The sequence below is a fragment of the Pseudonocardia sp. 73-21 genome (assembly GCF_001899645.1).
In the GTDB taxonomy this organism is placed as follows: domain Bacteria; phylum Actinomycetota; class Actinomycetes; order Mycobacteriales; family Pseudonocardiaceae; genus Pseudonocardia.
On the sequence record NZ_MKVV01000044.1, the window covers coordinates 218,650 to 242,883 of the forward strand.

24 protein-coding genes are annotated in these 24,234 nt (G+C 73.0%); 16 read left to right on the forward strand and 8 right to left on the reverse strand.

What is annotated here, in order from left to right; all coding sequences use genetic code 11:
• Positions 1 to 29 precede the first annotated feature (29 nt).
• From BGP03_RS13585 to BGP03_RS13595, 3 genes are read left to right on the forward strand one after another with little or no spacing between them, the layout of a single operon-like run.
• Positions 30 to 827 carry an arpA protein gene (locus BGP03_RS13585; RefSeq protein WP_298798857.1) on the forward strand — a complete coding sequence of 266 codons (798 nt, stop codon included), beginning with the start codon at positions 30 to 32 and terminating at the stop codon, positions 825 to 827.
• The gene (locus BGP03_RS13590; protein WP_298798859.1) at positions 828 to 2,573 is read left to right on the forward strand and encodes a choline/carnitine O-acyltransferase; all 1,746 of its coding nucleotides are present in this window, start codon (positions 828 to 830) and stop codon (positions 2,571 to 2,573) included.
• Complete coding sequence (locus tag BGP03_RS13595; RefSeq protein WP_296373542.1) at positions 2,566 to 3,399, forward strand: hypothetical protein; 834 nt, start codon at positions 2,566 to 2,568, stop codon at positions 3,397 to 3,399. The genes BGP03_RS13590 and BGP03_RS13595 overlap by 8 nt, the downstream gene beginning before the upstream one ends.
• On the opposite strand, the gene BGP03_RS13600 is transcribed toward BGP03_RS13595, so the two are convergent.
• A complete protein-coding gene (locus BGP03_RS13600; RefSeq protein ID WP_296373544.1) occupies positions 3,374 to 3,685 on the reverse strand; it encodes a hypothetical protein in 312 nt (103 codons plus the stop codon). The genes BGP03_RS13595 and BGP03_RS13600 overlap by 26 nt on opposite strands.
• A 67-nt stretch (positions 3,686 to 3,752) precedes the next feature.
• On the opposite strand from BGP03_RS13600, the gene BGP03_RS13605 reads away from it, so the two are divergent.
• Together BGP03_RS13605 and BGP03_RS13610 are read left to right on the forward strand one after the other, a co-directional pair.
• Positions 3,753 to 4,052 (forward strand): PadR family transcriptional regulator, encoded by a 300-nt coding sequence (locus BGP03_RS13605; RefSeq protein WP_296373545.1) that lies wholly within the window; start codon positions 3,753 to 3,755, stop codon positions 4,050 to 4,052.
• A 549-nt stretch (positions 4,053 to 4,601) separates the two neighbouring features.
• Entirely contained in the window at positions 4,602 to 5,039 is a 438-nt protein-coding gene (locus BGP03_RS13610) for an undecaprenyl diphosphate synthase family protein (protein ID WP_296373546.1), read from the forward strand.
• A 165-nt stretch (positions 5,040 to 5,204) separates the two neighbouring features.
• Here the strand turns inward: BGP03_RS13610 and BGP03_RS13615 are convergent, their stop codons facing one another.
• Entirely contained in the window at positions 5,205 to 5,615 is a 411-nt protein-coding gene (locus tag BGP03_RS13615) for a MarR family transcriptional regulator (RefSeq protein WP_296373548.1), read from the reverse strand.
• Positions 5,616 to 5,697: 82 nt separating this feature from the next.
• Between BGP03_RS13615 and BGP03_RS13620 the strand changes: the two genes are divergently transcribed.
• Positions 5,698 to 7,473 carry an ABC transporter ATP-binding protein gene (locus BGP03_RS13620; protein WP_296373550.1) on the forward strand — a complete coding sequence of 592 codons (1,776 nt, stop codon included), beginning with the start codon at positions 5,698 to 5,700 and terminating at the stop codon, positions 7,471 to 7,473.
• A 16-nt stretch (positions 7,474 to 7,489) separates the two neighbouring features.
• Here the strand turns inward: BGP03_RS13620 and BGP03_RS13625 are convergent, their stop codons facing one another.
• Genes BGP03_RS13625 through BGP03_RS13640 form a run of 4 tightly spaced genes read right to left on the reverse strand, consistent with a single transcriptional unit; the run spans position 7,490 to position 11,935 of the window.
• On the reverse strand, positions 7,490 to 8,086 hold the full coding sequence (locus tag BGP03_RS13625) for a TetR/AcrR family transcriptional regulator (protein WP_296373552.1): 597 nt from the start codon (positions 8,084 to 8,086) through the stop codon (positions 7,490 to 7,492).
• 10 nt (positions 8,087 to 8,096) lie between these two features.
• Positions 8,097 to 9,005 (reverse strand): metal-dependent hydrolase, encoded by a 909-nt coding sequence (locus tag BGP03_RS13630; RefSeq protein ID WP_298798862.1) that lies wholly within the window; start codon positions 9,003 to 9,005, stop codon positions 8,097 to 8,099.
• 24 nt (positions 9,006 to 9,029) lie between these two features.
• Positions 9,030 to 11,570, reverse strand: coding sequence for a PEP/pyruvate-binding domain-containing protein (locus BGP03_RS13635; protein ID WP_298798864.1), 2,541 nt, complete (start codon positions 11,568 to 11,570; stop codon positions 9,030 to 9,032).
• A 26-nt stretch (positions 11,571 to 11,596) separates the two neighbouring features.
• Positions 11,597 to 11,935, reverse strand: coding sequence for a DUF1801 domain-containing protein (locus BGP03_RS13640; protein WP_296373558.1), 339 nt, complete (start codon positions 11,933 to 11,935; stop codon positions 11,597 to 11,599).
• Between the two features lie 282 nt (positions 11,936 to 12,217).
• Between BGP03_RS13640 and BGP03_RS13645 the strand changes: the two genes are divergently transcribed.
• From BGP03_RS13645 to BGP03_RS13660, 4 genes are all read left to right on the forward strand, one after another.
• Entirely contained in the window at positions 12,218 to 12,991 is a 774-nt protein-coding gene (locus tag BGP03_RS13645) for a cyclase family protein (RefSeq protein WP_296373562.1), read from the forward strand.
• Positions 12,992 to 13,052: 61 nt separating this feature from the next.
• On the forward strand, positions 13,053 to 14,675 hold the full coding sequence (locus tag BGP03_RS13650; RefSeq protein ID WP_298798867.1) for a thiamine pyrophosphate-binding protein: 1,623 nt from the start codon (positions 13,053 to 13,055) through the stop codon (positions 14,673 to 14,675).
• Positions 14,665 to 16,263: an NAD(P)/FAD-dependent oxidoreductase gene (locus BGP03_RS13655; protein WP_298798869.1), complete on the forward strand. Its 1,599-nt coding sequence runs from the start codon at positions 14,665 to 14,667 to the stop codon at positions 16,261 to 16,263. Before BGP03_RS13650 ends, BGP03_RS13655 begins: the two co-directional genes overlap by 11 nt.
• Before the next feature lie 46 nt (positions 16,264 to 16,309).
• Complete coding sequence (locus BGP03_RS13660) at positions 16,310 to 17,149, forward strand: PaaX family transcriptional regulator C-terminal domain-containing protein (RefSeq protein ID WP_296373568.1); 840 nt, start codon at positions 16,310 to 16,312, stop codon at positions 17,147 to 17,149.
• A 51-nt stretch (positions 17,150 to 17,200) separates the two neighbouring features.
• Here BGP03_RS13660 and BGP03_RS13665 read toward each other — a convergent pair whose 3' ends face one another.
• Positions 17,201 to 17,611, reverse strand: a complete 411-nt coding sequence (locus tag BGP03_RS13665) for a RidA family protein (RefSeq protein ID WP_298798871.1) — start codon at positions 17,609 to 17,611, stop codon at positions 17,201 to 17,203.
• A gap of 78 nt (positions 17,612 to 17,689) precedes the next feature.
• Between BGP03_RS13665 and BGP03_RS13670 the strand changes: the two genes are divergently transcribed.
• From BGP03_RS13670 to BGP03_RS13690, 5 genes are read left to right on the forward strand one after another with little or no spacing between them, the layout of a single operon-like run.
• Positions 17,690 to 18,121: a cupin domain-containing protein gene (locus BGP03_RS13670; RefSeq protein ID WP_296373572.1), complete on the forward strand. Its 432-nt coding sequence runs from the start codon at positions 17,690 to 17,692 to the stop codon at positions 18,119 to 18,121.
• Positions 18,118 to 18,963: an acyl-CoA thioesterase II gene (locus tag BGP03_RS13675; protein ID WP_298798873.1), complete on the forward strand. Its 846-nt coding sequence runs from the start codon at positions 18,118 to 18,120 to the stop codon at positions 18,961 to 18,963. The genes BGP03_RS13670 and BGP03_RS13675 overlap by 4 nt, the downstream gene beginning before the upstream one ends.
• 15 nt (positions 18,964 to 18,978) lie before the next feature.
• A complete protein-coding gene (locus BGP03_RS13680; RefSeq protein WP_296373576.1) occupies positions 18,979 to 20,295 on the forward strand; it encodes an AMP-binding protein in 1,317 nt (438 codons plus the stop codon).
• The gene (locus BGP03_RS13685; protein WP_298798875.1) at positions 20,295 to 20,561 is read left to right on the forward strand and encodes a hypothetical protein; all 267 of its coding nucleotides are present in this window, start codon (positions 20,295 to 20,297) and stop codon (positions 20,559 to 20,561) included. The genes BGP03_RS13680 and BGP03_RS13685 overlap by 1 nt, the downstream gene beginning before the upstream one ends.
• 2 nt (positions 20,562 to 20,563) lie before the next feature.
• A complete protein-coding gene (locus tag BGP03_RS13690) occupies positions 20,564 to 22,840 on the forward strand; it encodes a bifunctional salicylyl-CoA 5-hydroxylase/oxidoreductase (protein WP_298798877.1) in 2,277 nt (758 codons plus the stop codon).
• Here BGP03_RS13690 and BGP03_RS13695 read toward each other — a convergent pair.
• Entirely contained in the window at positions 22,746 to 23,387 is a 642-nt protein-coding gene (locus tag BGP03_RS13695; protein WP_298798879.1) for an AAA family ATPase, read from the reverse strand. The genes BGP03_RS13690 and BGP03_RS13695 overlap by 95 nt on opposite strands.
• Here BGP03_RS13695 and BGP03_RS13700 point away from each other — a divergent pair.
• Positions 23,386 to 24,165 (forward strand): enoyl-CoA hydratase/isomerase family protein, encoded by a 780-nt coding sequence (locus BGP03_RS13700; protein ID WP_296373584.1) that lies wholly within the window; start codon positions 23,386 to 23,388, stop codon positions 24,163 to 24,165. The genes BGP03_RS13695 and BGP03_RS13700 overlap by 2 nt on opposite strands.
• The last annotated feature ends 69 nt before the right edge of the window (positions 24,166 to 24,234 follow it).

Consider the following 24,234-nt stretch of genomic DNA (forward strand, 5'->3'; position numbering starts at 1 on the left):
GTTGACTCGGGTCCGTGATCGACCCAGACATGATCGATGTGGATCTGTCCGACCCGACCCTGGTGGCCCGGGTCCGTGAGGAGCTGGTGGCCACCGGCTGCTGCGTGATCCCCGACCTCGTGCGGGCCGACCTCCGCGAGACCCTGCGGCGGGAGGGCGCCGCCGTGGCGCCGCTCGCCTACTACGACGTCGAGACGGTGAACGTCTACAACACCGAACCCGACGACACGCTGCCCGCCGACCACCCCGCCCGCATCCCGATGCGGCGCGGCAACGCCTTCGTCGCGCGCGACACGATCCCGGCCGGCGCGCTGATCCAGCAGCTCTACACGGACGCGGCGTTCCAGGCGTTCGTCGCCGCCTGCTTCGGGCTGCCCCAGGTCCACCCGCTGGCCGACCCGCTCTCGGGCCTGACCCTCAACGTCGTGACGCCCGGCCGCAGCCACCCGTGGCACTTCGACACCAACGAGTTCACCGTCAGCATGCTGACGCAGGAACCCGAGGGCGGCGGGGTCTTCGAGTACTGCCCGAACATCCGGACCGCCCGGGCGGAGAACGTGGCCGACGTGCGCGCCGTGCTGGACGGCGACCGGGAACGGGTCCGCGGCCTCACCCTGCGGCCAGGCGATCTCCAGCTGTTCCGGGGCCGCTACTCGCTGCACCGCGTGAGCCCCGTGGAGGGCGGTACCGACCGCCACTCGGCGATCTTCGCCTACAGCGAGCGGCCCGACGTGATCGGTTCGCCCGCCCGCACGCGGCAGCTGTTCGGCCGCGTCACCCCCGCGCACCTGGGCGCTACGTCCCGGGTCGACCAGCTGATGGACTAGATGAGGACGAACGTGGATCTGTCGACCCGCACCTTCGGCAACGAGGACCACCTCCCGCGCGTGCCGCTCCCCACCCTCGACGACACCTGCGACCGGTTCCTGGAGTGGTGCGCACCGCTGCTGACCGCCGACGAGCTGGCCACCACCGAGAAGACCGTCGCGGCGTTCCGCGACGGGCCGGGCCCGGACCTGCACGCCCAGCTCGCGGCCTACGACGCCCGGCCCGACACGGCGAGCTGGCTCGACGCGTTCTGGAGGCAGCGCTACCTGGGCCGACGCGACCGCATCGCGCTCAACGCCAACTTCTTCTTCCTCTTCGAGGACTCCCCGCTGGGCCAGATCGAGCGGGCGGCCCGGCTCGTCGCCGCGTCGGTGGCGTACAAGCTCAGCATCGACGACGAGACCCTGCCGCCGGTCGTCCAACGCGGGCAGGCCTTGTCGATGGAGCAGAACAAGTACCTGTTCTCCGCCACCCGCATCCCCGGTGACCCGTTGGACAGCTCCCGCAACCCGTACTCCGACGCGTGGCCGGGCCCGTCGCAGGCGCGGCACATCCTCGTCCTGCACGACGGCAACGCCCTCGCGGTCGACGTGATCAGCCCCGAGGGCCGGCCCTACGCCGTCGACGAGATCGCGGCCGGGCTGCGCGCCGCGGTGGCCGCGAGCCCGACCCGCGGGCCCGCGGTCGGGCACCTGACGACGAAGGCGCGCGCCGAGTGGGCGGCGAGCCGGACGACGCTGCTGCCGGCCAACGCCGACGCGCTCGACACCCTCGAGACGGCCCTGTTCTGCGTCTGCCTCGAGGACCTCACGCCGTCGAGCCCCCTCGAAGCCTCCGACCAGCTCCTGCACGGCGACAGCGGCAACCGGTGGTTCGACAAGTCCGTCTCGCTCATCGTGTTCGCCGACGGCACCGCCGGCTACAACGGCGAGCACTGCAAGCTCGACGGCACGACCGTGATCGCCTACCTCGACACCGTCCTGGAGACCCCCGAACCCACCGACCCGGCCGGGCTCGGCGAGACACCCGCCGTCGCGCCCGTCGCGTTCGTGCTCGACGACGCCCAGCGCGCCGACATCGACACCGCCGGGAAGGCGTTCGCCGACTACGCCGCCGACACCGCCACCTCCACGCTGTCGGTGGACTTCAGCGCCGAGCGCGCCAAGGCGCTGAAGTGCTCGCCCGACGCGTTCGCGCAGATGGCGTTCCAGCTCGCCCACGTCCGTGCGAAAGGCCACGTCGGCGCCACCTACGAGTCGATCGCCACGCGCGCGTTCAGGCACGGGCGGACCGAGGCGATGCGGGTGGTGACGCCGGAGATCCTGGCGTTCACGGCGGCGACCGGACCCGACGAACGTCGCAGGGCCTTCCGGGCCGCCGCCGACAAGCACGTCGCCCGCGCCAAGGAGTGCCAGGCCGGGCTCGCCCCCGAGCAGCACCTGTGGGAGCTGCAGCTGATCGCGGCGCGGCAGGGCCACGACGTCGACCCCCTGTACGGCTCGCCGGGCTGGACGATCATGCGCGACGACTACCTGTCGACCAGCGCCGTGCCGTCACCGCACGTGAAGTACTGGGGGTTCGGCTCCACCAGCGAGAAGTGCATCGGGGTGGGCTACGCGATGATGCCGGGCCGCTTCGACCTCTACCTGAGCACGCCGCGGGCCGTGAGCGAGCAGATGGGCATCTTCGCCGTGGCGCTCGCCGACGCCGTGCGCGAACTGGAGGAGCTGCTCGCCGATGCCTGACCCGCTGAGCGCCGAGAGCAAGGCGGACTTCAGCACGATCTACACGCAGACCGATCCGCGCGGCTACTTCCGCACGCTGCGGCTGCTGGACTACCAGGTGCCGCAGCACGCGAAGCCGGTGATCGAGGCGGCGCTGGAGGCGTCCGGGAACCGCACGGTGCTCGACGTCTGCTGCTCGTACGGCATCAACGCGGCGCTGCTGCGCCTCGACGTCGACCTGGAGACGCTCGGCGCCCGGGCGGCCGACCCGGCGCGGGTCGGGCTGGACCCGGAGTCGGTGATCACCTCCGACGCGGCCTTCCACGCCGAGCACCTGCGCCGCCCCGACCTGACGGTCCTCGGCCTCGACGCCTCCGCGCCCGCCATCGACTACGGCGTGCGCACCGGGCTGCTCGCGAACGGCTGGGCCGAGGACCTGGAGTCGACCGCCCCGTCCCCGGCGCTGGCCACGGGGCTGCGCGACGTCGGGCTCGTCGTCTGCACGGGCGGGGTGGGCTACGTCGGCCGCGACACGTTCGCCCGCATCCTGGGCGCCGTCGGAGCACCGCAGCAGCTCCGGCTCGCGGTGTTCGTCCTGCGCGTCTTCGACTACACGGAGATCTCGGCGGTGTTCGAGCCCTACGGCCTGGTGACGGAGAAGCTGCCCGGCACGTACCGGCAACGCCGCTTCGCCGACCGCGGCGAGCAGGACGCGGCGGTCCACGACGTGCGGGCGCGGGGCCTGGACCCGACGGGCAAGGAGGCCGCGGGCTGGTACCACGCCGACTGCTGGCTGACCCGCCCGGTGACGGCGGCCCCGGTCAGGATCCCGCCGGCCGCAGGCTGACGCCGATCGCGAACGCCACCGCGGCCGCGAGGACGGCACCCACCACGACGAGCTGCGCGAGCTGCCCGGGGGTGCCGAGCGGGGCCGGCAGGCCGAGCACCGCGAGCACCTGGTCGCGCAGCACCGCCGACAGCGGCAGCGCGAGGAACAGCGTGCACGAGACGGCGCCGCGGTAGGGGTCGTCCTGCCACGGGCTGCCCGCCCGGACGGCGGCCAGGCCGAGCGTGAGTCCGAGCGCACGGGCCGCTGCCCTACGGGCGGGATGTCCCGCGTCGGGGATGCCCATCTGACAGATAGTACACAGCACATACTACTTGCTGCGTACCACTCGTCGCGTAGTAGAGTCCGGCGACATGCAGGCCAACGACGCCCAGACGCTCGTGCTCTACGCGCTGGCCGACGGGCCACTGCACGGTTACGCCGTCAACACCGCCATCCAGGAGCTCACCGGGGCACGGCTCGGCGCCGGTAGCCTCTACGGGGCGCTCACGCGCCTGGAGGCGAAGGGGCTCGTCGAGCCGCTCGACGAGCAGGGACGCCAGCGCCCGGTCCGGATCACCGACGAGGGGCGCGCCGTGCTGGAGCGGGAGCTGCGCGCCATGCAACGGGTGGCCTCGGCCGGCCTGCACCGGCTCGGGGTAGCGCCGGCATGAGCGTCGAGGCCCGGCTGGTGCGGCTCTACCCCGCCGCGTTCCGGCGGGCGTGGGGCCCCGACGTCGAGACCGAGGCCCGCGCCGCCGGATGGCGGTCGTGGCCGAGCCTCGTCGCCGGCGTCGTCGACATGTGGCTGCACCCGGCGATCTGGCCGGCGCGCAGCACGGCCGAGCGGCGGGCCCGGGTCACCACGGCACTGGTCGCCGTCGGGCTCGCGGGGTGGCTCGTCGGCCACGCCGGGGCGGAGCAACACGCCCTGCCCGCCCATACCGCCTGCACCACGCTGCTGCTCCTCGGCCTCGGCCTCGCCGCCCCCTGGCCACGCGCGCTGGTGGCCACCGCCCGCCGCGTCGCACACCTGCTCGCGGCGCCGGCACTCCTCGGCGCCGCCGCCGTGGCCATGGCCCGGTCCGACCTTCCGCCACCGGCCGCGGTCACGGTGCTGGCCACCTGGTGGATGGCGCTCGGCATCGGCGCGGTCCAGGTGTGCCGAGTCCTGGCCTCCCTCGGACCGGACGCACTGGTTCCCCCGTCGCCCGTCCGGCTCCGTGCCGCGGGCCACGCGCTGGTCGCCGCGCTCGCCACGGCCGGCGCCCTGTTCCTGGTCACCGGCGACGTGCCGGCGGCGACCGGCGTCCTGCTGCTCGCGGCGGTCGGCGTCGGCACCCTGCGCGACCTCGAGCCGCAGGGGAAACAGGGATGATCGGCCCGCTGCGTGTCCACCGGGGCCGCCCGCGGCGAGACCACGGCCGAGGTGGGCGCGACGCTCACCACGGACGACATCGGCGCACACCGGCGCACACCTCTGCACCACGGGGCAGCCGGACCCGGACCTGGTGATCCTCACCGGCGGTGAGCAGCGGAGGTCGAACTTCATACCCCGGCAGAGCGCCCACGCCGAGCTGCATTTCCGCGACGCCTACCGGCCCGCGTTCCACGAGATCGACTTCCTTTGCGCGCTCCGCAGGTTCGCCCCCCGGGGATGACCACGGTCAGCCGCGTGGGCGCAGCGGGAGCAGGTCGCGGACGGGAGGGTCGCGCAGGTACGGGCCGCCCCCAGCGCGATGTCGACGTAGACGCCCGAGAGCACGGTGCCGAACAGGGGCGTGTCGACGCGGAGGTCCGCGAGCACGGCCCCGCCCGACGATTCTTCAGCCCCGCAGGCGACGCAGGATGCGGCCCAGCTCGGCGCGGTCGGCGTCGTCGAGGACGCCGAAGAAGCCCTCCGCGTCGGCGACGCGGGCGGCGCGGATCGCCGTGGCGAGCTCGGTGCCCTTGTCCGTCAGCCGCACGAGGGTGGCTCGCCGGTCGTGCGGGTCGGGGAGCCGTTCGACGAGGCCGCGCTCCTGCAGGCCGTCCACCACCTCGGTGACCGACCGCGGCGCGATACGCAGGTGCTCCGACAGCGCGCTGAGCCGCACGGTGCCGTGGCGGGCCAACGTCATGACCGCGCGGGACTGCGACGGCGTGATGTCCCACGGCGCCAGGGACTCCTTGGACCGGTGGCGCAGCGTGCGCGCGACCGCCCAGAACGCCTCGGCCAGGGACTCGTCCTCCTCCACGGGGAATAGCCTACCCAGCACTGGTGTTGCTCCCTCATGTTGAGGTAACCTCAGCATCTACCCGGACAGAAGGAGCCCTTTATTGGAACCGCCACGCATCAAGAACCGCCCCGTCTCCGCTGCCGAGAAGAAGCAGGCCCGCGAGGTCTCCCTGCGTCGCATCGGGCAGCTCTTCACCCCCTACCGCTGGCCGCTCGCGATCGTCGTCGGGATCATCGTGATCTCCTCGATCGTCGGCCTGGCCTCGCCGTTCCTGCTCCGCGCCGTCATCGACACCGCGCTGCCGGACCGCAACCTCACCCTGCTCGTCTGGCTGGTGATCGGCATGGTCGCCGTCGCCGCCGTGAGCTCCGCGCTCGGAGTGGTGCAGACCTGGATCAGCACGCGCATCGGCCAGCAGGTCATGCACGGCCTGCGTACCAGCGTGTTCGCCCACCTGCAGCGCCAGTCCGTCGCGTTCTTCACGCGCACCCGCACCGGTGAGGTGCAGTCGCGCATCACCAACGACATCGGCGGCATGCAGTCCGTCGTCACCTCGACGGCCACGTCCGTCGCCTCGAACCTCACCACGGCCGTCGCCACCGCCGTCGCCATGGCCGCGCTGTCGTGGCAGCTCTCCCTCATCTCGCTCGTCGTGATGCCGCCGGCGATCTACCTGACGCGCCGCGTCGCGACGATGCGCCGCTCCATCACCACGGCGCAGCAGCGCGAGCTGGCCGACCTCAACGTCACCGTCGAGGAGGGGCTGTCGATCAGCGGCATCCAGCTCTCCAAGACCATGGGCGCCGGCCCCGCGCTGGTGGAGCGCTTCACCGGCTCGTCCGAGCGGCTGATCGACCTGGAGCTGCGCTCCCAGCTCGCCGGCCGCTGGCGGATGGCCTCGATGAGCGTCATCTTCGCCGCGATCCCCGCGGTCATCTACCTCGCCGCCGGGTTGCCCGGCACCACCCTGTCCATCGGCACGCTGATCGCGTTCACCACGCTGCAGTCCGGCCTGTTCCGGCCGATCATGGGCCTGCTCAACGTCGGGGTCTCGCTGGTCAGCTCGCTGGCCCTGTTCGCGCGGATCTTCGAGTACCTGGACCTGCCCGTCGAGGTCGACGACCCGGAGCACCCGGTCGTGATCGACCCGTCGCAGGTGGCCGGCCACGTCCGCTTCGAGGACGTCACGTTCGCCTACGGCGGCGCCGACCACGCGGCCGTCGCGGGCGTCAACCTCGACGTGCCCGCCGGCTCCACGCTGGCCCTGGTCGGCGAGACCGGCTCCGGCAAGAGCACCCTCGCGTCACTGGTCGCCCGCCTCTACGACCCGGGCTCCGGGCGCGTCACCATCGACGGCGTCGACCTGCGCGACATGCGCCTGGCCGATCTCGCCGACATCGTGGGCGTCGTCAGCCAGGAGACCTACCTGCTGCACACCACCGTGCGCGAGAACCTGCGCTACGCCCGGCCCGACGCGAGCGACGCCGAGATCGAGGCCGCGGCCCGCGCCGCCCAGGTCCACGACCTGATCGCGAGCCTGCCCGAGGGCTACGACACCGTCGTCGGCTCACGCGGCCACCGCTTCTCCGGCGGCGAGAAACAGCGCATCGCCATCGCCCGCACGCTCCTGCGCAACCCGCGTGTCCTCGTCCTCGACGAGGCCACGAGCGCGTTGGACAACGAGACCGAGCGCGCCGTCCAGAAGGCGTTCGACGTCCTGGCGCAGGGCCGCACGACGATCACCATCGCTCACCGCCTGTCCACCGTCCGCGACGCCGACCAGATCGTGGTGATCGACCACGGCCGCGTGGTGGAGCAGGGCACGCACGCGACGCTGGTGGAGCGCGAAGGCCGCTATGCCGCCCTGGCCGCGTGACCCCCGATGACAGGAACTACGCGCGCCCCAGGAGCGCCGCCGCTTGCCCTGGCATCTGTTCTGCCGCACCCACCAGGAAGTCCACCAGCGCCTCCCGCGGCACCGGGCGCTGCGGCAGCCACTCCAGCACCGCCTCCTCGATCAGCCCCAGGTAGCCGCGGAGCACCACGAGCAGGGCCGGCGGGGGCGCGTCGACGCCGACCCAGCCGCCGATCAGCCGGGCCAGCCGGTCGCGCGTGGCGTGCATGGCGCGGCGCAGCTTCTCGTCCGTCGCCCCGCCGCGCATGACGTGCAGGTACATCTCCGCGTGCCGGTCGGCGGCGTCGATGAACGCCTCGATCCCGGCCCGGAGCCGGTCGGGCAGGGCGACGTCGCTGGTGCGCTCCAGCCGCTCGACGAGGCTGTCGGCGACCTGGTCGAACACGGCCAGCTGCAGGTCGCCGATGGTGGGGAAGTAGTGGAAGACCAGCGGTTTCGACACGCCCGCCCCGGCCGCGACGGCGTCCGGGGAGAGCGCGGCGAGGGGGTGCTCGCGCATCCACGCGTACGCGACGTCGACGAGCTGTGCGCGCCGCGCCGCCGCGCTCAGCCGCCGCTCGGAGGTCCCTGCCACACAGTCGAGCCTAGGCTCGTCTCCGGAGCTGGTCGCGCAGCGTGCCGTCGGGACCGAACAGGCGCTCGCGCCACTCGGCCTCCAGGGCGGTCGTGTCGTGGCGGTCCGGGTGGAAGTCCGGCTTCCGGAACACCCCGACGCGCGGGATGATCCGCCCGACGAAACCGCCGGGTCCGAACAGCATGCGCACGCCGTCGCGGATGTCGCGCGGCCGGCGCCACACGCCCTCGGCCAGCACCAGCCAGATCCAGCTCACCAGCGCGGCCGGGATGATCGTCGCGTCCACCAGCACCTCGGCGAGCACGCGTTCGCGGCGGCTGTTGCCGATGGTCTCGTACACCTCGTAGCTGACGGACTTGTGCTCCAGCTCCTCCAGGGCGTGCCAGATCCACAGCTCGGTGAGGTCGTCGTGGATGCGGGTGCGGAAGTCCTCGTGCGAGAGCAGCTCCTCGGCCAGCAGCGCCGTGAGGTGCTCCATCTGGGCCGTGCACGCGAGCCGTTGCCGCGCGGGGAGCAGGTCGAGCAGGCGCAGGGCCAGCGCGATCGCCTTCTCGGGCACGTCGACGTCGATGTCGCGGGAGCGGAAGACGTCGTTGAGCCGGTCGTGTTCGCGGCTGTGGATCACCTCCTGGCCGGTGAACCCGGCGACCTGCGCGCGCAGTGTCGGATCGGTGACCCGGTGCTTGAACCGGTTCACCGACTGCACGAAGAAGTCCTCCCCCGGCGGGAACGCACCGGAGAGCACCACCAGGAACAGCGTGGCCGTCGCGTTGCCGGCGTAGAGCCAGCGCGGCATCTCCTCGTTGAGCCGGAAGTCCAGCTGACGTGGGGGGATGCCGACGTCAGCGCCCCGCAGTGTTTTCTTCTGCTCGCCCACCGTGATCCCCCGCATCGTCGCGTACTGACCAGTGGTCAACACGATGACACGGTTACTGACCTCCGGTCAACGACGGCGTCGACGTACCCACCACGCGAGGCCGAGCCCGGCCGCCGCGGCGGCCACCCACCGGCCGCGCTGCGACGGCGCCACCGGCTCGGCCTCCACCGCCTCGCTCTCCGGCAGCGTCACCGTCCCGGCGTCGCCGTCGACGTGGATGCGCTCGCCGTCGGCGATCCGGCGCGTGGCCACCGCCGTGCCCAGCACAGCGGGGATGCCGTACTCGCGGGCCACGATCGAGCTGTGGGAGAGCGGCCCGCCGATGTCGGTGACCACCGCCGACGCCATCGCGAACAGCGTGGTCCACGCGGGCGTGGTGATGCTCGCGACCAGCACGTCGCCGGGCTGCATGCGGCCGAAGTCCTCCGGCCCGGTGAGCACGCGGGCGGTGGCCGTGACCTGCCCGGCGCTGGCGCCGGTACCCGTGAGGACGGACCCGGTCTGGTCCTGCAACGTCGCGGGCAGGAAGCTCTCCATCAGCCGCCAGGCCGCGCGGTCGGGGAGGATCTGCGGCGGGGTGACGCGGCGTTGCCCCCGCCAGACCATCCGGCGCTGCCCGACGTCGCCCGCCTTCCCGGCCAGGATCTCCTCGCGACGCAGCCAGAACACGTCGTCGGGCTGCTCGATCACCCCGGCCGCCACGAGGCGCGAGCCCAGCTCCCGCAGCATCCGGCGCAGCTGGGGCCAGGCCAGCCCGATGTCGCCCAGCGCGTCCTCCCGCACCGGCGCCACGCCCTGCGCCCACCGCAGCAGGCGGTTGAAGAGGTTGCGGCGCAACGGGTCCAACCGGGCGAGCACCGCGGCGGTCTCCTCCTCGCGGCGCTGCGCCGACCGGCGCTGCCGCTCGTAGGGGTCGGCGCCGCCCCCGCCCAGGTAGAACCGCAGCGTGTCGAGGACGGGCGCCGGGTCGTCGGCGGGCACGGCGTTGGCGAAATCGAGGTTGTAGATGGTGTGCCCGAAGCGGTCGAGGTGGGCGCGGAACCGCTGCTCCCACTCCGGGTCCCCCACCGGGATGGTCCCGTCGAACCCCGGCCGGTCGCGTACCCACGTGGCCAGGTCGTAGAGCGACTTCTCCGCCAGGATCGGCATGCTGTCGAACCCGAGCAGGAACGTGGCCGCGGGCGGGTCGCCGTCGCGGCGCACCAGCCGCTCGTAGAACTGCGTGAACGCCACCTCGCTCGACGCCGCGAGCGGGATGATCGCCTGCACCGCCGTGTAGTACTCCGCCCCCGCGTCCAGCAGGTCGACGACGCCGGCGAGCAGGTCCTCGTCGCTCAGGGCGTCGAGCGGGCGGTCCTTCCAGCCCTCCACGATCCCGGCGTAGTGCGGGTGCGCGCGGTCCCGCCAGCGCAGCAGCCCGCTGTGCTCACCGCTGGTGGTGAGGACCTTCAACGCCGCCGGACTGCGCAGCGAGATCCGGATCAGCCCCGCGCGGGTGTAGCGGTAGTAGGCGTACCCGTTGACGGTCGGCAGCCCGACATCTCCCGGACGGACGGCGCCCTCGCTGATGAACTCGCTCATGAGCTTCTGCAGCGAGCGGCTGACCGCACCGTCGATCAGGTCGGCGAACAGCGGCGTCAGCGGGTCGGGCAGCTGCTCGACGATGCTGGCGCGCACGTACATCGCGGTGGGATCGGCCACCGTCCAGTCCGTCGGCGGCTCGGCCTCGGGCTCGGGCAGCGCCGTGACCGGCCGCGACTGCACGATCCAGAACGTGCCGTCGGCCCGGGCCCACTCGATGTCCTGCGGCGCCCCGAAGTGCGCCTCGATCCGGGCGCCCAGCGCGGCGAGCTCGACGGCCGCGGCGTCGTCCAGCACGGCCGCCGTCCGCCGCGAGGCCGGCACCGGGCGTTCCTCCGTGCCTGCTGCCAGCGTCACCGTCATGACGGCCTTGTCGGCGGTGGCCCGGCTGCGCACGTTTCCGGCCCGGTCCACCACGACGTCGTCGGTGGTGACCGACCCGCTCACCACCGACTCCCCGAGTCCCCACGCCGCGGAGACCACCGACTCGTCGGGGCGACCGTTGGTGGGGTTGGCGGTGAACAGCACGCCCGCGGAGTCGGCGTCGACCATCCGCTGCACCACCACCGCGAGGGCGACGGACGCGGGGTCGATCCCCTGCCGCGCGCGGTAGGCCACGGCACGGTCCGTCCAGAGCGACGCCCAGCAGTCCCGCACCGCGACGAGCACCGCGTCCGCCCCGACGACGTGCAGGAACGTGTCCTGCTGGCCGGCGGAGCTGGCGTCGGCGAGGTCCTCGGCGGTGGCCGACGACCGCACGGCCACGGCGTCGGCCCCGAGGGCGGCGTGGGCCGCGAGCAGCTCGGCCTCCATCGCCGCGGGGATCGCAGCACCGGCGAACCGGTCGCGCGCGTTCTCCGGGATCTCGTTGACCGTCACGAACTCCCGGTAGGCGTCCGTCGTCAGCACGAACCCCGGTGGCACCGGGAAGCCGGCCCGCGTCAGCTCCCCGAGGTTCGCCCCCTTGCCGCCCGCGACGTCGACGTCACCCCGCCCCAGCTCCCCGAACCCCCGGATGAACCCCATGCGGGCGGATTGTGCGCCTGCCGGATTCAGGCGTCGAGGGCCCCCGCGACGAGACCGCGCAGATCCTCGTCGGTGATGTCCGCCGCGGCGGCGGGCGGGAGCCGGATGGTGCCCTTGTCACTGCTCAGCTCGGGGTGCCGGGCCGTGAAACCCCCGTCGTGGTCGGCGCGCCAGCCGTAGAACGACAGCCCGTGCCTCCAGACGCCGACGTGCAACCGCCGGTCCCCCACGACGTAGGTGGGCATCTTGTAGGCGATCACCATCTCGGCGCCGGGATGGGCGTCGAGGACGAGCCGGTGCACGCGGTCGAACAACGGCCGGTGCTCCGGGGAGATCGCGTCGATGTACTCCTGCACCGCGTCCACGGCCGACAGGCTATGCGGACGCCCGGCGCCGGGCCACCAGCCCTCGGTCCCGAGCCCTCATGATCGTTCCGGGAGAGGCCTCGTCGTCGTCGGAGCAGCACTGGGCCCCACCTCGGAACGATCATGATGCGCGACCCCACCGGTCGCGGCCCGGTGGACGCGTGAGGCGTCGGCACCCCGTCACCATTCATGGCGCTGAGCGGACGAGCTCCGCGTTCACGGGATGCGCCACCCCCGTCGACGGGCCATCGTGGCGGACAACCCCGACCGCCAGGAGTCGCCATGTCCGTCCTGACCGCCGTCCTCGACGCCGCGCGCTCCGGCGCGGTGGAGATCGTCGACCTCACCACGCCCCTGCAGTCCTCCACCCCGATCCTGGAGCTGCCGCCGCCCTTCGCCAACACCAGCCGCTTCCAGCTGGAGGAGCTCTCGCGCTACGACGACCGCGGCCCGGCCTGGTACTGGAACGACATCCACACCGGCGAGCACACCGGCACCCACCTCGACGCGCCCGTGCACTGGGTGTCGGGCAAGGACGGCCCGGACGTCTCGCAGGCCCCGCTGAGCACGCTCGTCGCGGCCGCCGTCGTGATCGACGTGACGTCCGAGGTGGAGAAGAACGCCGACTTCCTGCTGGAGGTGGAGCACGTGCAGGCCTGGGAGGCTTCGCACGGGCCCCTCCCGGAAGGCGGGTGGTTGCTCTACCGCACGGGCTGGTCCTCGCGCGGGGACGACGCCGCCGCGTTCGCCAACGCCGACGAGAACGGCCCGCACACGCCCGGCGTCTCGCCGGAGTGCGCGAAGTGGCTGGCGCAGGAGTCGCCGATCAGCGGCTTCGGCACGGAGACGGTCGGCACGGACGCGGGCGCGGCCCACTCCTTCGACCCGCCCTTCGCGTGCCACAACTTCCTGATGGGCGCGAACAAGTGGGGCCTGACGAGCCTGCGCAACCTCGACGCCCTGCCCCCGACGGGCACGCTGCTGGTGGTGTCGCCGCTGCCGATCGTCGGGGGCTCGGGCAGCCCCGCCCGCGTGCTGGCACTGGTGGAGAGATGAGCCGTGCGCGGATAACAGTGTTCCCGCACCGATTTCCGCGCACGACCCCGGAGGGGACGTCGTGAGCACGGTCGCCGAGGTCGTCGGCGCCGTGATCGCGCAGCTCGGCGTCGGACACGCGTTCGGGGTCGTGGGCAGCGGCAACTTCCACGTCACCAACGCGTTGCGCGGGCACGGCGTCCCGTTCACCGCCGCGCGTCACGAGGGCGGGGCGGCGACGATGGCCGACGCCTTCGCGCGGACCTCCGGCGATGTCGCCGTCCTGACGCTGCACCAGGGCTGCGGGCTGACCAACGCGATCACCGGCATCACCGAGGCCGCCAAGAGCCGCACGCCGCTGCTGGTGCTGGCCGCCGACACCGGTGGGGCCGCGGTACGGTCGAACTTCCGCATCGACCAGGACGCGCTGGTCGCGTCCGTCGGCGCCGTCGCGGAGCGGGTGCACTCGGCCGCGTCCGCGGTGGCCGACGTCGTGCGCGCCTACGGGACCTGCCGCGGGCAGCGTCGGACGGTGGTGCTCAGCCTGCCGCTCGACGTGCAGGAACAGCCCTGCGCACTCACCGAGGCGACGTTCGTCGAACGTCTTCCGGCCCGACCCCACGCCGACGCCGTGACGGCCCTGGCCGCGCTGCTCGACAGCGCCGAGCGACCCGTGTTCATCGCGGGCCGCGGCGCCCGGCACGCCGGCCCGGAGCTGGCCGCGCTCGCCGACACCTGCGGGGCGCTGGTGGCCACCTCCGCCGTCGCGAACGGGCTGTTCACCGGCCACGAGTGGAGCCTCGGCATCTCCGGCGGGTTCGCCACCGACCTGGCGGCGGAGCTGATCACGGGCGCCGACCTCGTCGTGGCCTGGGGCGCGTCGCTGACGATGTGGACCACCCGCCACGGCGCCCTGCTCGGCGACGGGGCCACGGTCGTGCAGGTGGACGACACGCCGTCGGCGATCGGCGCGCACCGTCCCGTGGACCTGGGGGTGCTCGGGGACGTGACGCTCACGGCAGCCGACGTCGCGGCGGTGATCAGCGCGAGGCCGGGATACCGGACGTCCGAGATCGGGAAGCGGATCGCCGCCGAGGGCCGGTGGACGCAGATCCCGGTGCCCACCTCGTCCGAGCCGTCGCGGATCGACCCGCGCACGCTGTCCGCGGCCCTCGACGCCCTGCTGCCCGCCGAGCGCACGGTGGCGGTCGACTCCGGCAACTTCATGGGCTATCCCAGTGCCTACCTGGCCGTGCCCGACGCAGCGGGGTTCTGCTTCACGCAGAGCTTCCAGTCGATCGGGCTCGGCCTGGCCACCGCTCTCGGGGCCGCCATCGCCCGCCCGGACCGGCTCACCGTCGCGGCGTTGGGCGACGGCGGGTTCCTCATGGGGATCTCCGAGCTGGAGACGGCCGTCCGGCTCGGCCTGGGGATGCTGATCGTGGTCTACGACGACGCCGGCTACGGGGCGGAGTTCCACCACTTCGAGGGCGCCGACCACGGCACCGTCCGCTTCCCGGACGCCGACCTGGCCGCGATCGCCGCGGGGTACGGCTGCGACGCCGTCACGGTGCGGTCCGAGGGCGACCTCGACGCCCTCCGCAAGTGGCTGGACGGGCCGCGGGAGCGTCCGATGTTCGTCGACGCCAAGGTCCGCACGGACGAGGCGTCCTGGTGGCTGGTGGAGGCGTTCCGTGGGCACTGACAGCGCTGATGCGGTCGTGATCGGGGCCGGGATCAACGGCATGGCCGCCGCGGCCCGGCTCGCGGCCGGTGGGTGGAGCGTCGCCCTGGTGGACGGCGCCGACGACATCGGCGGCTTCATCGCCACCGGGGAGCGCACGCTGCCCGGTTACCGCCACGACACCTACTCGTCGTGGCACCCGCTGTTCGTCACCGGGCCCGTGTACGCGGAGTTCGGCGAGGCGCTGCTCCGGCACGGGCTGTCCTACGCCAACACCGACGGCCCGCTGACGGCGTCGGTGGCCGACGACGGCGCGGTCGCCCTCGCGCACCGCGACGTCGAGGAGACGGTGGCCGGGTTCGAGCACGCCGAGGATCGCGACGCCTACCGGGCGATGATCGCCGGGTTCTTCGCGCACGCGGAGCAGATCGGCGGCCTGCTCGGAACGGAGCTGCACTCGACGGCGGCGTGGAAGCCGCTGTTCGGGCTGGTCCGGGGCGGACGCCCGGTCGTGGAGGGCTACGTCCGCGACGCCGCCACGAGCGGCCGGTCCTGGATGCGCGGCCGGTTCCGCGGCCCCGAGACCGACCACCTCTGGGCCCCCTGGCTGCTGCACGCCGGCCTCGCCCCCGACGCGGCGTCGGGTGGGCTGATGGTGCCGATCTTCGCCGCGACGATGCACGCCGCCGGGCTGCCCGTGGTGGTCGGTGGGGCCGGCAACTTCACGGCGGCCTGGCGCGGACTGCTCGACGAGCTCGGCGTCACCATCCACACCGGACGGACGGTGGAGCGGATCCTGCTGCGCGACGGGACGGCCGCGGGGGTGGCCGGGGACGGCTGGAGCCTGGCGGCGAACCGGGCCGTGATCGCGTCGGTGACCCCGACGGCGCTGTACGGGTCGCTGCTGCCGGCGGGGTCGGTCCCTTCCCCGGTCTCGGAGCAGGCCGCCGCCTACCGCCCGGGCCGCGCCGCCGCCCAGCTGCACGTGGCGCTGTCGGGCCCGGTCCCGTGGCGGGACGCCCGGCTGGCGGCGGTGCCGCTCGTCCACCTCTCGGACGGGTCCGCGTCCACCGGCATCGCGTGCGCCGAGGCCGAGGCGGGGCTGGTCCCGCGGCGCCCGACGGTGGTGGTCGGGCAGCAGCACGTGCTCGACCCGTCCCGCGTCCCGGCCGGTGCCGCGGCCCTGTGGCTGCAGCTGCAGGAGCTGCCGTTCGCGCCGGTGGGCGACGCGGCCGGGGCCCTGGACACCGCGCAGGGCTGGGACGAGAAGCTGGCGGCCGGCCTGGCCGACCGGGTTCTGGGCCGGTTGGAGGCCCAGGCCCCGGGCCTGCGCGAGCTGGTCCTGGGCGTCGACGTGATCACCCCACCGGACCTGTTGTCCCGCAACCCCAACGCCCTCGCCGGCGACCCCTACGGTGGCTCGGCCGAGCTGGACCAGAACTTCCTCTGGCGCCCGCTGGCCGCGGCGCCGAAGCACGCCACGCCCGTCGCCCGGCTCTGGCACATCGGCGCGAGCACCCACCCGGGTCCCGGCCTGGGCGGGGCGAGCGGCCACCTCGTGGCGGGGACGCTCCTGAAGCCGACGATGCGATCCCGCCTGCGCCGCTAGACGCGCGGGAAGGGGTGGGCGTGCCCCCGTCGGTTATCGTGCTCTCGTGACCATCGCTGAGGATGCGGTAGGCGTCTCCGCCCCGCTGCAGCCCCGGGCGCTGATCGTGTCGCTCTACGGGTTGTACGCGCGCCAGCAGTCGGGGTGGCTGTCCGTCGCCTCCGTCGTGCGGCTGATGGCCCCGTTCGGCGTCGACGGCCAGGCCGTGCGGTCGTCGGTGTCGCGGCTCAAGCGCCGCGGGCTGCTGATCCCGGAGAAGTCCGGCACCACCGCCGGCTACCGCCTCTCCGACGCCGGCCGCGACATCCTCGCCGAGGGCGACACGCGGATCTTCGCCCGCCGCCGTGGCACGCTGGACGAGGGCTGGCTGCTCGTCACGTTCTCGGTGCCCGAGTCGGAGCGGGAGAAGCGCCACCTGCTGCGCACGCTGCTGACCCGGCTGGGCCTGGGGACGGTGGGGGCGGGGCTGTGGATCGCTCCGGCGCACCTCGAACCGGAGGTCACCACCGCGCTGGAACGGGCGGGGCTGCGCGGGTTCACCGACCTGTTCCGCAGCCACCACGTCACGTCGCGGCCGGCGCGGGAGACCGTGCGCACGTGGTGGGACCTCGACGCCCTCGACGCCGTGTACGCGGAGTTCCTCGACCGGTTCGAGCCGGTCCGGGCCCGCTGGACGGCCGACCCGGGCCCGGACTCCCGCGCGTTCACCGACTTCGTGGAGGTCGTGACGGCCTGGCGCCGCCTGCCCTACCTCGACCCGGGCCTGCCGCTGGAGGTGCTGCCCGTCGGCTGGATCGGGGTGGCGGCGGAGGAGCTGTTCGCCGCCCTGCGCGAGCGCCTGGCCACCCCGGCCGCCACCCATGCCCGCGCGGTGCTCGCGGGATAGCGACGGCACGAGCGTGGCCACGTCCGCACGGGCGTCACGGCAGGCGTGCGCTCATGGCGACGCTTGTGCGGTGCCCGTCCGGACCGCCGCCACCCCCTGGATCTCGATGAGTGCCTCCGGCTGCCACAACGACGTGACGCCGATGCCCGCCATCGCCGGGTAGTCGGTGCCCGCCAGCTCCCGCCACACGCGCCCGATCTCCCGGCCGCATCTCTGGTAGTCGGGGATGTCGGTCAGGTAGATCGTGACGCCGAGCAGGTCCGGCGGCTGCCCACCCGCCGCCCGCAGCGCCGTCAGGAGGTTGGTGAACGCCTGGCGGAACTGCTCGACGATTCCGCCCGGAACGATCTTGCCGTCGCCGTCCATCGCGGTCTGCCCCGAGAGGTGGATGGCGTCCCCGTGCCGCACGGCGTGGGTGAAACCGGAGGGCCGGGCCAGCTCCGGCGGGTTGACGTACTCCATCGGCTACTCCTCGACGCGTCGCTCCTGATGTGTTTTCATGACTACCGTAACGAAGACGACATACGGAAGCGAGGGTTCATGTCCACCGATCTGAAGGTCGTCCCGGTCGTCACCCGCAAGGGCCAGGAGTTCGGCGGCACCGAGCAGTCCGGCGGTGCGGTCCGCATCTCCGGCGTCTCCCCCCAGCACACGCCCGCCACGCGCATCTGGTTCGGCAAGGTGAGCAACGAGCCCGGTTACCGCTCGCTGCCCCACCACCACGGCGAGGCCGAGACCGGCGGCTACGTGCTCACCGGCTCCGCCCGCATCTACTTCGGCGAGAACTACTCCGAGTACCTCGACATGACCGAGGGCGACTTCGTGTTCGTGCCGCCGTACATGCCGCACGTCGAGGCCAACATGAGCACCACCGAGGAGCTCGTCTGGCTCACCTGCCGCACGCCGGACAACATCGTGGTCAACCTCGACGAGGTCGACGACGCCACCCTGGCCGGATTCCGGCGCGCATGAGCACCTCGAAGCCGTTGCTGGAAGTCCTGACCCTGACGCCGGACGGCGACGACACCTTCGTCGGCCACCCCCAGGTGATCCCGTCCGGCCGCATCTACGGCGGCGAGCTCGTCGCCCGGGCCCAGGTCGCGATGGCCCACACCGTCGGCGACGACAGACGCGTCCACTCGCTCCACGGGTACTTCCTCCGCGCCGGCGACGTCCACCAGCCCACGCGCTGGGTCGTGCAGCGCCTGCGCGACGGCCGCAGCTTCTCCGCCCGCACCGTCTCGGCGATGCAGGGCGACCGTGTGCTCTTCCACGCGATGGCGTCGTTCCAGGTACCGGGTCCGGGCGTCGAGCACCAGGACCCGATCCCGGATCTCCCCGACCCCGAGACGCTGCCGACCTCCGAGGAAGCCCTCAGGGGCACGGACGTCCGGGACACCCACTACTGGTCCCACGACCGCAGCTTCGACATCCGCCACAGCCCCACCGCCGTCTACACCGCCGCCGACGGCGAGCCCTCCACCCGTCAGACGGTGTGGCTGCGCGCCTGGGAGTCCCTGCCCGACGACCCGGCCCTGCACCGCAGCGCCCTCGCCTACGTCTGCGACTACACGATGCTCGAGCCGGTACTGCGCCGGCACGGCGCCGCGTGGGCGGACGACGGCGTCGTCACCGCCAGCCTCGACCACGCCATGTGGTGGCACCACGACGGCCGCATGGACGGCTGGGTGGCGCTGGTGCAGGAGTCGCCGATCGCCACCCGCGGACTCGGTCTCGGTACCGCCCGCCTCTACACCCACGACGGCACTCTGCTGGCCAGCGTCGTCCAGGAAGGCCTCGTGCACCTCCCCTGATCTGGAGAATCACCGATGACCGAGCGGCCCTTCTGGAACCCCAAGACCGAGCAACTGCCCCGCGGGGAGCTGCGCGCCCTCCAGCTCACCAAGCTGCGCCTGCTCGCCGAGTGGGCGCAGGCCCGCAGCCCGCACTACGAGCGCACGTTCGCCGAGGCCGGGTTCCGCCCCGAGCAGCTGCGCACCTGGGCCGACATCGACCGCATCCCGTTCCTCACCCGCGAGGAGTGGATGCGCAGCCAGGACGAGCACCCGCCCTACGGCGAGCTGCCCGTCGTCGGGCCCGAGGCCGCGATCCGCGTCCACACCACCAGCGGCACGTCCGGCCGCACGCCGTTGCGGGCTCTGGACAGCCGCAAGGACTGGTCGTGGGCCGCCGAGATGTGGTGCTACGCGCTGTGGGCAGCGGGCGTCCGGCCACGCGACGTCGGTTACGTCGCGTTCGGCTACGGCTCGTTCATCGGCTTCTGGGGTCTGCACAACGGCCTGGAGAAGCTCGGCGCGCTGACCGTCCCCGGCGGGGCGCAGACCACCCCGAGCCGGATCAGGCAGATCGTCGACTTCGGCGCCACCGTCGTCGCGTCCACCCCCACGTACGCGTTGCGTCTGAGCGCCGAGGCCGGGGCGATGGGCGTCGACCTGCGCAGCGGGTCGGTGCACACCGTGATCCTGTCCGGTGAGCCCGTCGTGGCGGAGACGAAGGCGCTCATCGAGGAGCGCTGGGGCGCCCGGGCCTACGACACGGCGGGGATGACGGAGATCTCGACGATCTTCATGTTCGAGGCGGCCGACCAGCCCGGCGGCAGCCACGTGATCGAGGACCACTTCATCGAGCAGGTGATCGACCCCGTGACGGGGGCCGAGGTCGGCTACGGCGAGCGCGGCGAACGCGTCTGCACCTCCTTCGGCCGCAGCACCACACCGCTGCTGCGCTACCGCACCGCCGACATGGTGGTGAAGGTCCCCAGCCGCACCGCCCGCACCTGGGACCTCTACCAGGGCGGCATCATCGGCCGCGTCGACGACATGAAGCTCGTGCGCGGCACCAACGTCTACCCCGGCGCGATCGAGGCCATCGTCCGCGGCTTCGACCACATCGAGGAGTTCCAGGTCCGCATCGAGCGGCAGGGCGACCGCGACGAGATCGTCCTGTGCGTCGAGCCCGTCGCGACGATGGGCGACGAGCCGTGGGGCCGCCTCGCCGCGGATCTCGCGCGCGACCTCGCCGGCGCCCACGAGGGCCTCCGGTTCCACATCGAGCGCGCCCCGTGCGGCGCCCTGCCCCGCTTCGAGCTCAAGGCCAAGCGGCTGACCGACCTGAGGAGCGTGTGATGGCGACCGAGCGGAGCTTGCCGGAGCGAGCAGGCAACACCGAGCGGAGCCTGCCGGAGCGAGCAAGCAGCACCGATCTCCTGGGACGCACGACCACCGCCGACGAGGACGCCGTGCTCGCCGTCTACGACCAGCTCCGCGAGCTCGTCCGCAGCGACCTCCCGCCGTGCGCCGCCGCCGGCCTCCGCGCCGCGCTCGCGAGCGTCGCCGTCGTCGTCACCGACCTCGGGCTGCGGTTCGAGCACCTGCTGGACGAGGGGTTCTGAGCATGAAGATCGCATCCGTCGGGGGCGGCCCGGGCGGGCTGTTCAGCGCGATCCTGCTGAAGAAGTCCGACCCCACCCGCGAGATCACCGTCTACGAGCGCAACGCCGCCGACGACACGTTCGGCTTCGGCGTCGTGTTCTCCCAGGAGACGCTCGACAACATCGCCGACGCCGACCCGGAGTCGTTCGGGCGCATCGAGGCCGGGTTCCGGCACTGGAGCGCGATCGACACCGACTTCCTCGGCGTCCGCGAGCGCTCCGACGGCCACGCGTTCGCCGCGCTGGAGCGCAAGCGGCTGCTGGCCATCCTCGGCGAGCGGGCGCTGGAGCTGGGCGTCGACGTCCGGTACCGCACCCCGGCTCCGGCTCTCGCGGACCTCCAGCGCGACAACGACCTCGTCATCGCCTCCGACGGCGTGAACTCCCCGATCCGGACGGCGCTGGCGGAGCACCTCCACCCGAGCGTCGACCGCCGCTCGGCCAAGTACGTCTGGTTCGGCACCACGCGCCCGTTCGACTGCTTCACGTTCCTGTTCGTGGAGACCGAGTTCGGCCTGTTCTGGGCCCACATCTACCCCTTCGACTCCCGACGCGCCACGTTCATCGTGGAGACCGACGAGCAGACGTGGCGCCGCGCCGGCCTCGACGCGTACGCCACCGTCGCCCGCAAGCCGGGTGAGAACGACGAGGCCACGATGGCCTTCTGCGAGCGGATCTTCGCCGAGCACCTCGACGGCCACGCGCTGATCGGCAACAACTCCGGCTGGCTGTCGTTCACGGTCATCCGCAACCGCAGCTGGTCGGCCGACAACGTCGCGCTCGTCGGCGATGCCGCTCACACCGCGCACTTCTCCATCGGCTCGGGCATCAAACTCGCGCTGGAGGACGCGATCAGCCTCGCCGCCTCCGTCCACCGCGAGCCCAGCATCGAGGCCGCGCTCAAGGCGTACGAGGACGACCGGCAGCCGGTTGTCGCGTCGCTGCAGCGCTCGGCGCAGACCAGCCTGGAGTGGTTCGAGGGCGCGGCGCGCTACCGCGACCTGCCGCCCGAGCAGTTCGTGTTCCAGCTGCTCACGCGCAGCCAGCGCGTCACGTACGACAACCTCAAGCTGCGCGACGTGTCCTATGTGGACCGGCTGGACCGTTGGCTGGCCGACCGCACCCGCGCGCTGGGTCTGTCCGTTGTGGACGGAACGCCGCCGATGTTCCACCCCTACACGCTCCGCGGCGTGGAGCTGGCCAACCGGATCGTCGTCTCGCCGATGGCGCAGTACTCCGCCGTCGACGGGATGCCTACCGACTGGCACCTCGTGCACCTCGGCGGGCGGGCGGTCGGCGGGGCGGGGCTGGTCATGACCGAGATGACCTGCACGTCGCCGGACGCGCGGATCACGCCCGGCTGCCCCGGCATCTGGAACGACGAGCAGGCCGCCGCGTGGGGCCGTGTCGTCGAGTTCGTGCACGCCAACAGCGAGGCGAAGATCGGGCTGCAGCTGGGCCACGCCGGCCGCAAGGGCTCCACCAAGGTCATGTGGGAGGGCATCGACGACCCGCTCGACGACGGCAACTGGGAGATCCTCGGCCCGTCGCCGATCCCGTACCGCTCCGACTCCGAGGTACCGCGGGAGATGAGGCAGGACGACATCGACGCCGTGATCACCGACCACGTCGCCGCTGCGCAGCGTGCCGCCGCGGTCGGCTTCGACCTGCTGGAGCTGCACTTCGCGCACGGCTACCTGGTCTCGAGCTTCCTGTCGCCGCTGTCGAACCACCGCACCGACGGCTACGGCGGCGACCTCGCCGGCCGCGCCCGCTTCGGCCTCGAGATCCTCGACGCCGTGCGCGCCGGGTGGACCGGCCCGATCAGTGTGCGGATCAGCGCCACCGACTGGGTGGACGGCGGCTTCACCGGCGACGACGCCGTCGCGCTCGCCCGGATGCTGGCCGAGCACGGCGCCGACATCGTCGACGTCTCCACCGGCCAGACCAGCACCGACGCGGAGCCCGCGTACGGGCGGCTCTACCAGACGCCGTTCGCGGACCGGATCCGTCAGGAGACCGGGATCCCGACCATGACCGTCGGCGCCATCGCCTCGGTCGAGGACGCCAACACGATCATCGCCAGCGGCCGCGCGGACCTGTGCTGCCTGGCCCGCCCGCACCTGGTCGACCCGTACTGGACGCTCAACGCGGCGCTGGACCAGGACTACCGCGGCCACCCCGCACCGAAGCAGTACCGGGCGGGGATGGGAGCGCGGCGACGCGCACAACAGCCCTGAGCCGGCTCTCCAGGTGCGGAGCCCCGATCCGGTTGTCGATCTCCGTGTGCGGCACCGGTGGCGGCACGTCCGGCCGCATCCGGGCCAGGAACGCGTCGAAGCCGGCCTGTTTGCCCAGGTCCTGGGCCCGACCCCGGCCGGCCAGTCGCGCGCGGAGCGTCGCGGCGTCGCTGCGCACCCACAGCAGCCGGACGGGATCACCGCCCAGCTCCGCCACCCACGACGCCCACCGCGCCGGGTCGCGGATCTGCCCGGTGAAGGGCGCCACGAGCATCACCGGGCAGCCGTGGGCGCGGATCTCCCGCGCCGTAACCGTCAGCCCGCCGTACTCGTGGACCTTGACGTGGTCGTCGTACCAGTCGCCCTCGCGCTCACCGTCGGACCGCCCGGCGGCGGCGAGCGCGGCCGCGACGAACCCGCCGTAGACGGTGTCCTTGTCCAGCAACGCCGGGACGGGGAACAGGAGCGGCAGCAGCAACGACGCCACCGTGCTCTTGCCCGCACCGGGTGGACCCGCGACCACCCAGACCGGCAGCATCCCCGTCATGGCCCCTCCCATCAGCGTGCAGCAGGACGGCGGTCTCGCCGTCGTCACGATCGACCACCCGCCGCTCAACCTCTACGACGAGGCTATGGGCACCGCGCTCGTCGCCGCCCTCGACGAGCTGGAATCGATCACCCCGCGAGCGGTGCTGTTCCGGTTCGAGGGCCGGATCGTGACGGGCGGCGTGGACGTCAGCACCTTCGACGCGCTGGCCGACGCCGAGGCGGCCTCGGCGATGTTCGCCGGGCTGGTGTCCGTCGCGCAGCGGGTGGCCGCACTGGCCTGCCCCACGGTGTTCGCCGCCCACCACACGTGCCTGACCTGGGGGTTCGAGCTCGCACTCGCCTGCGACCTCATCCTGGCCACCGACCGGGCGTCGTTCGGGCTGGTGGAGGCCACCGTCGGGCTGACGCCGGCGATGGGCGGCACGCAGCGCCTCGCGGAGCGCGCCGGCAGCGGCCGGGCCCGCGAGTTCGTCATGACCGCCGACCGCTACGACGCCGCCACGATGCACGCCTGGGGCGTGGTCAACCGGGTGCTGCCCGTCGAGGGGTTCGACGAGGCGGCCCGCGCGTTCGCCCGGAAGCTCGCCGACGGCCCCACGGTGGCCCACGCCGCCACGAAGAAGGTGATCGCGGCCTACCTGGAGGGCGGCGTCGCGCAGGCCGACGCCGATGTGCCCTCCATCGCGGGGCCGTTGTTCGACACGAGCGACCTGCGTGGCGCCATTCGGACGTTCCTCACCGAGGGACCCGGCCACGCGGTGTTCGAGGGCCGTTGATCCAGGTCTGGTCCTTTCGGTGGGAATCGTGGATCATCCGATTCCACGATTCCCACCGAAAGGACCGAC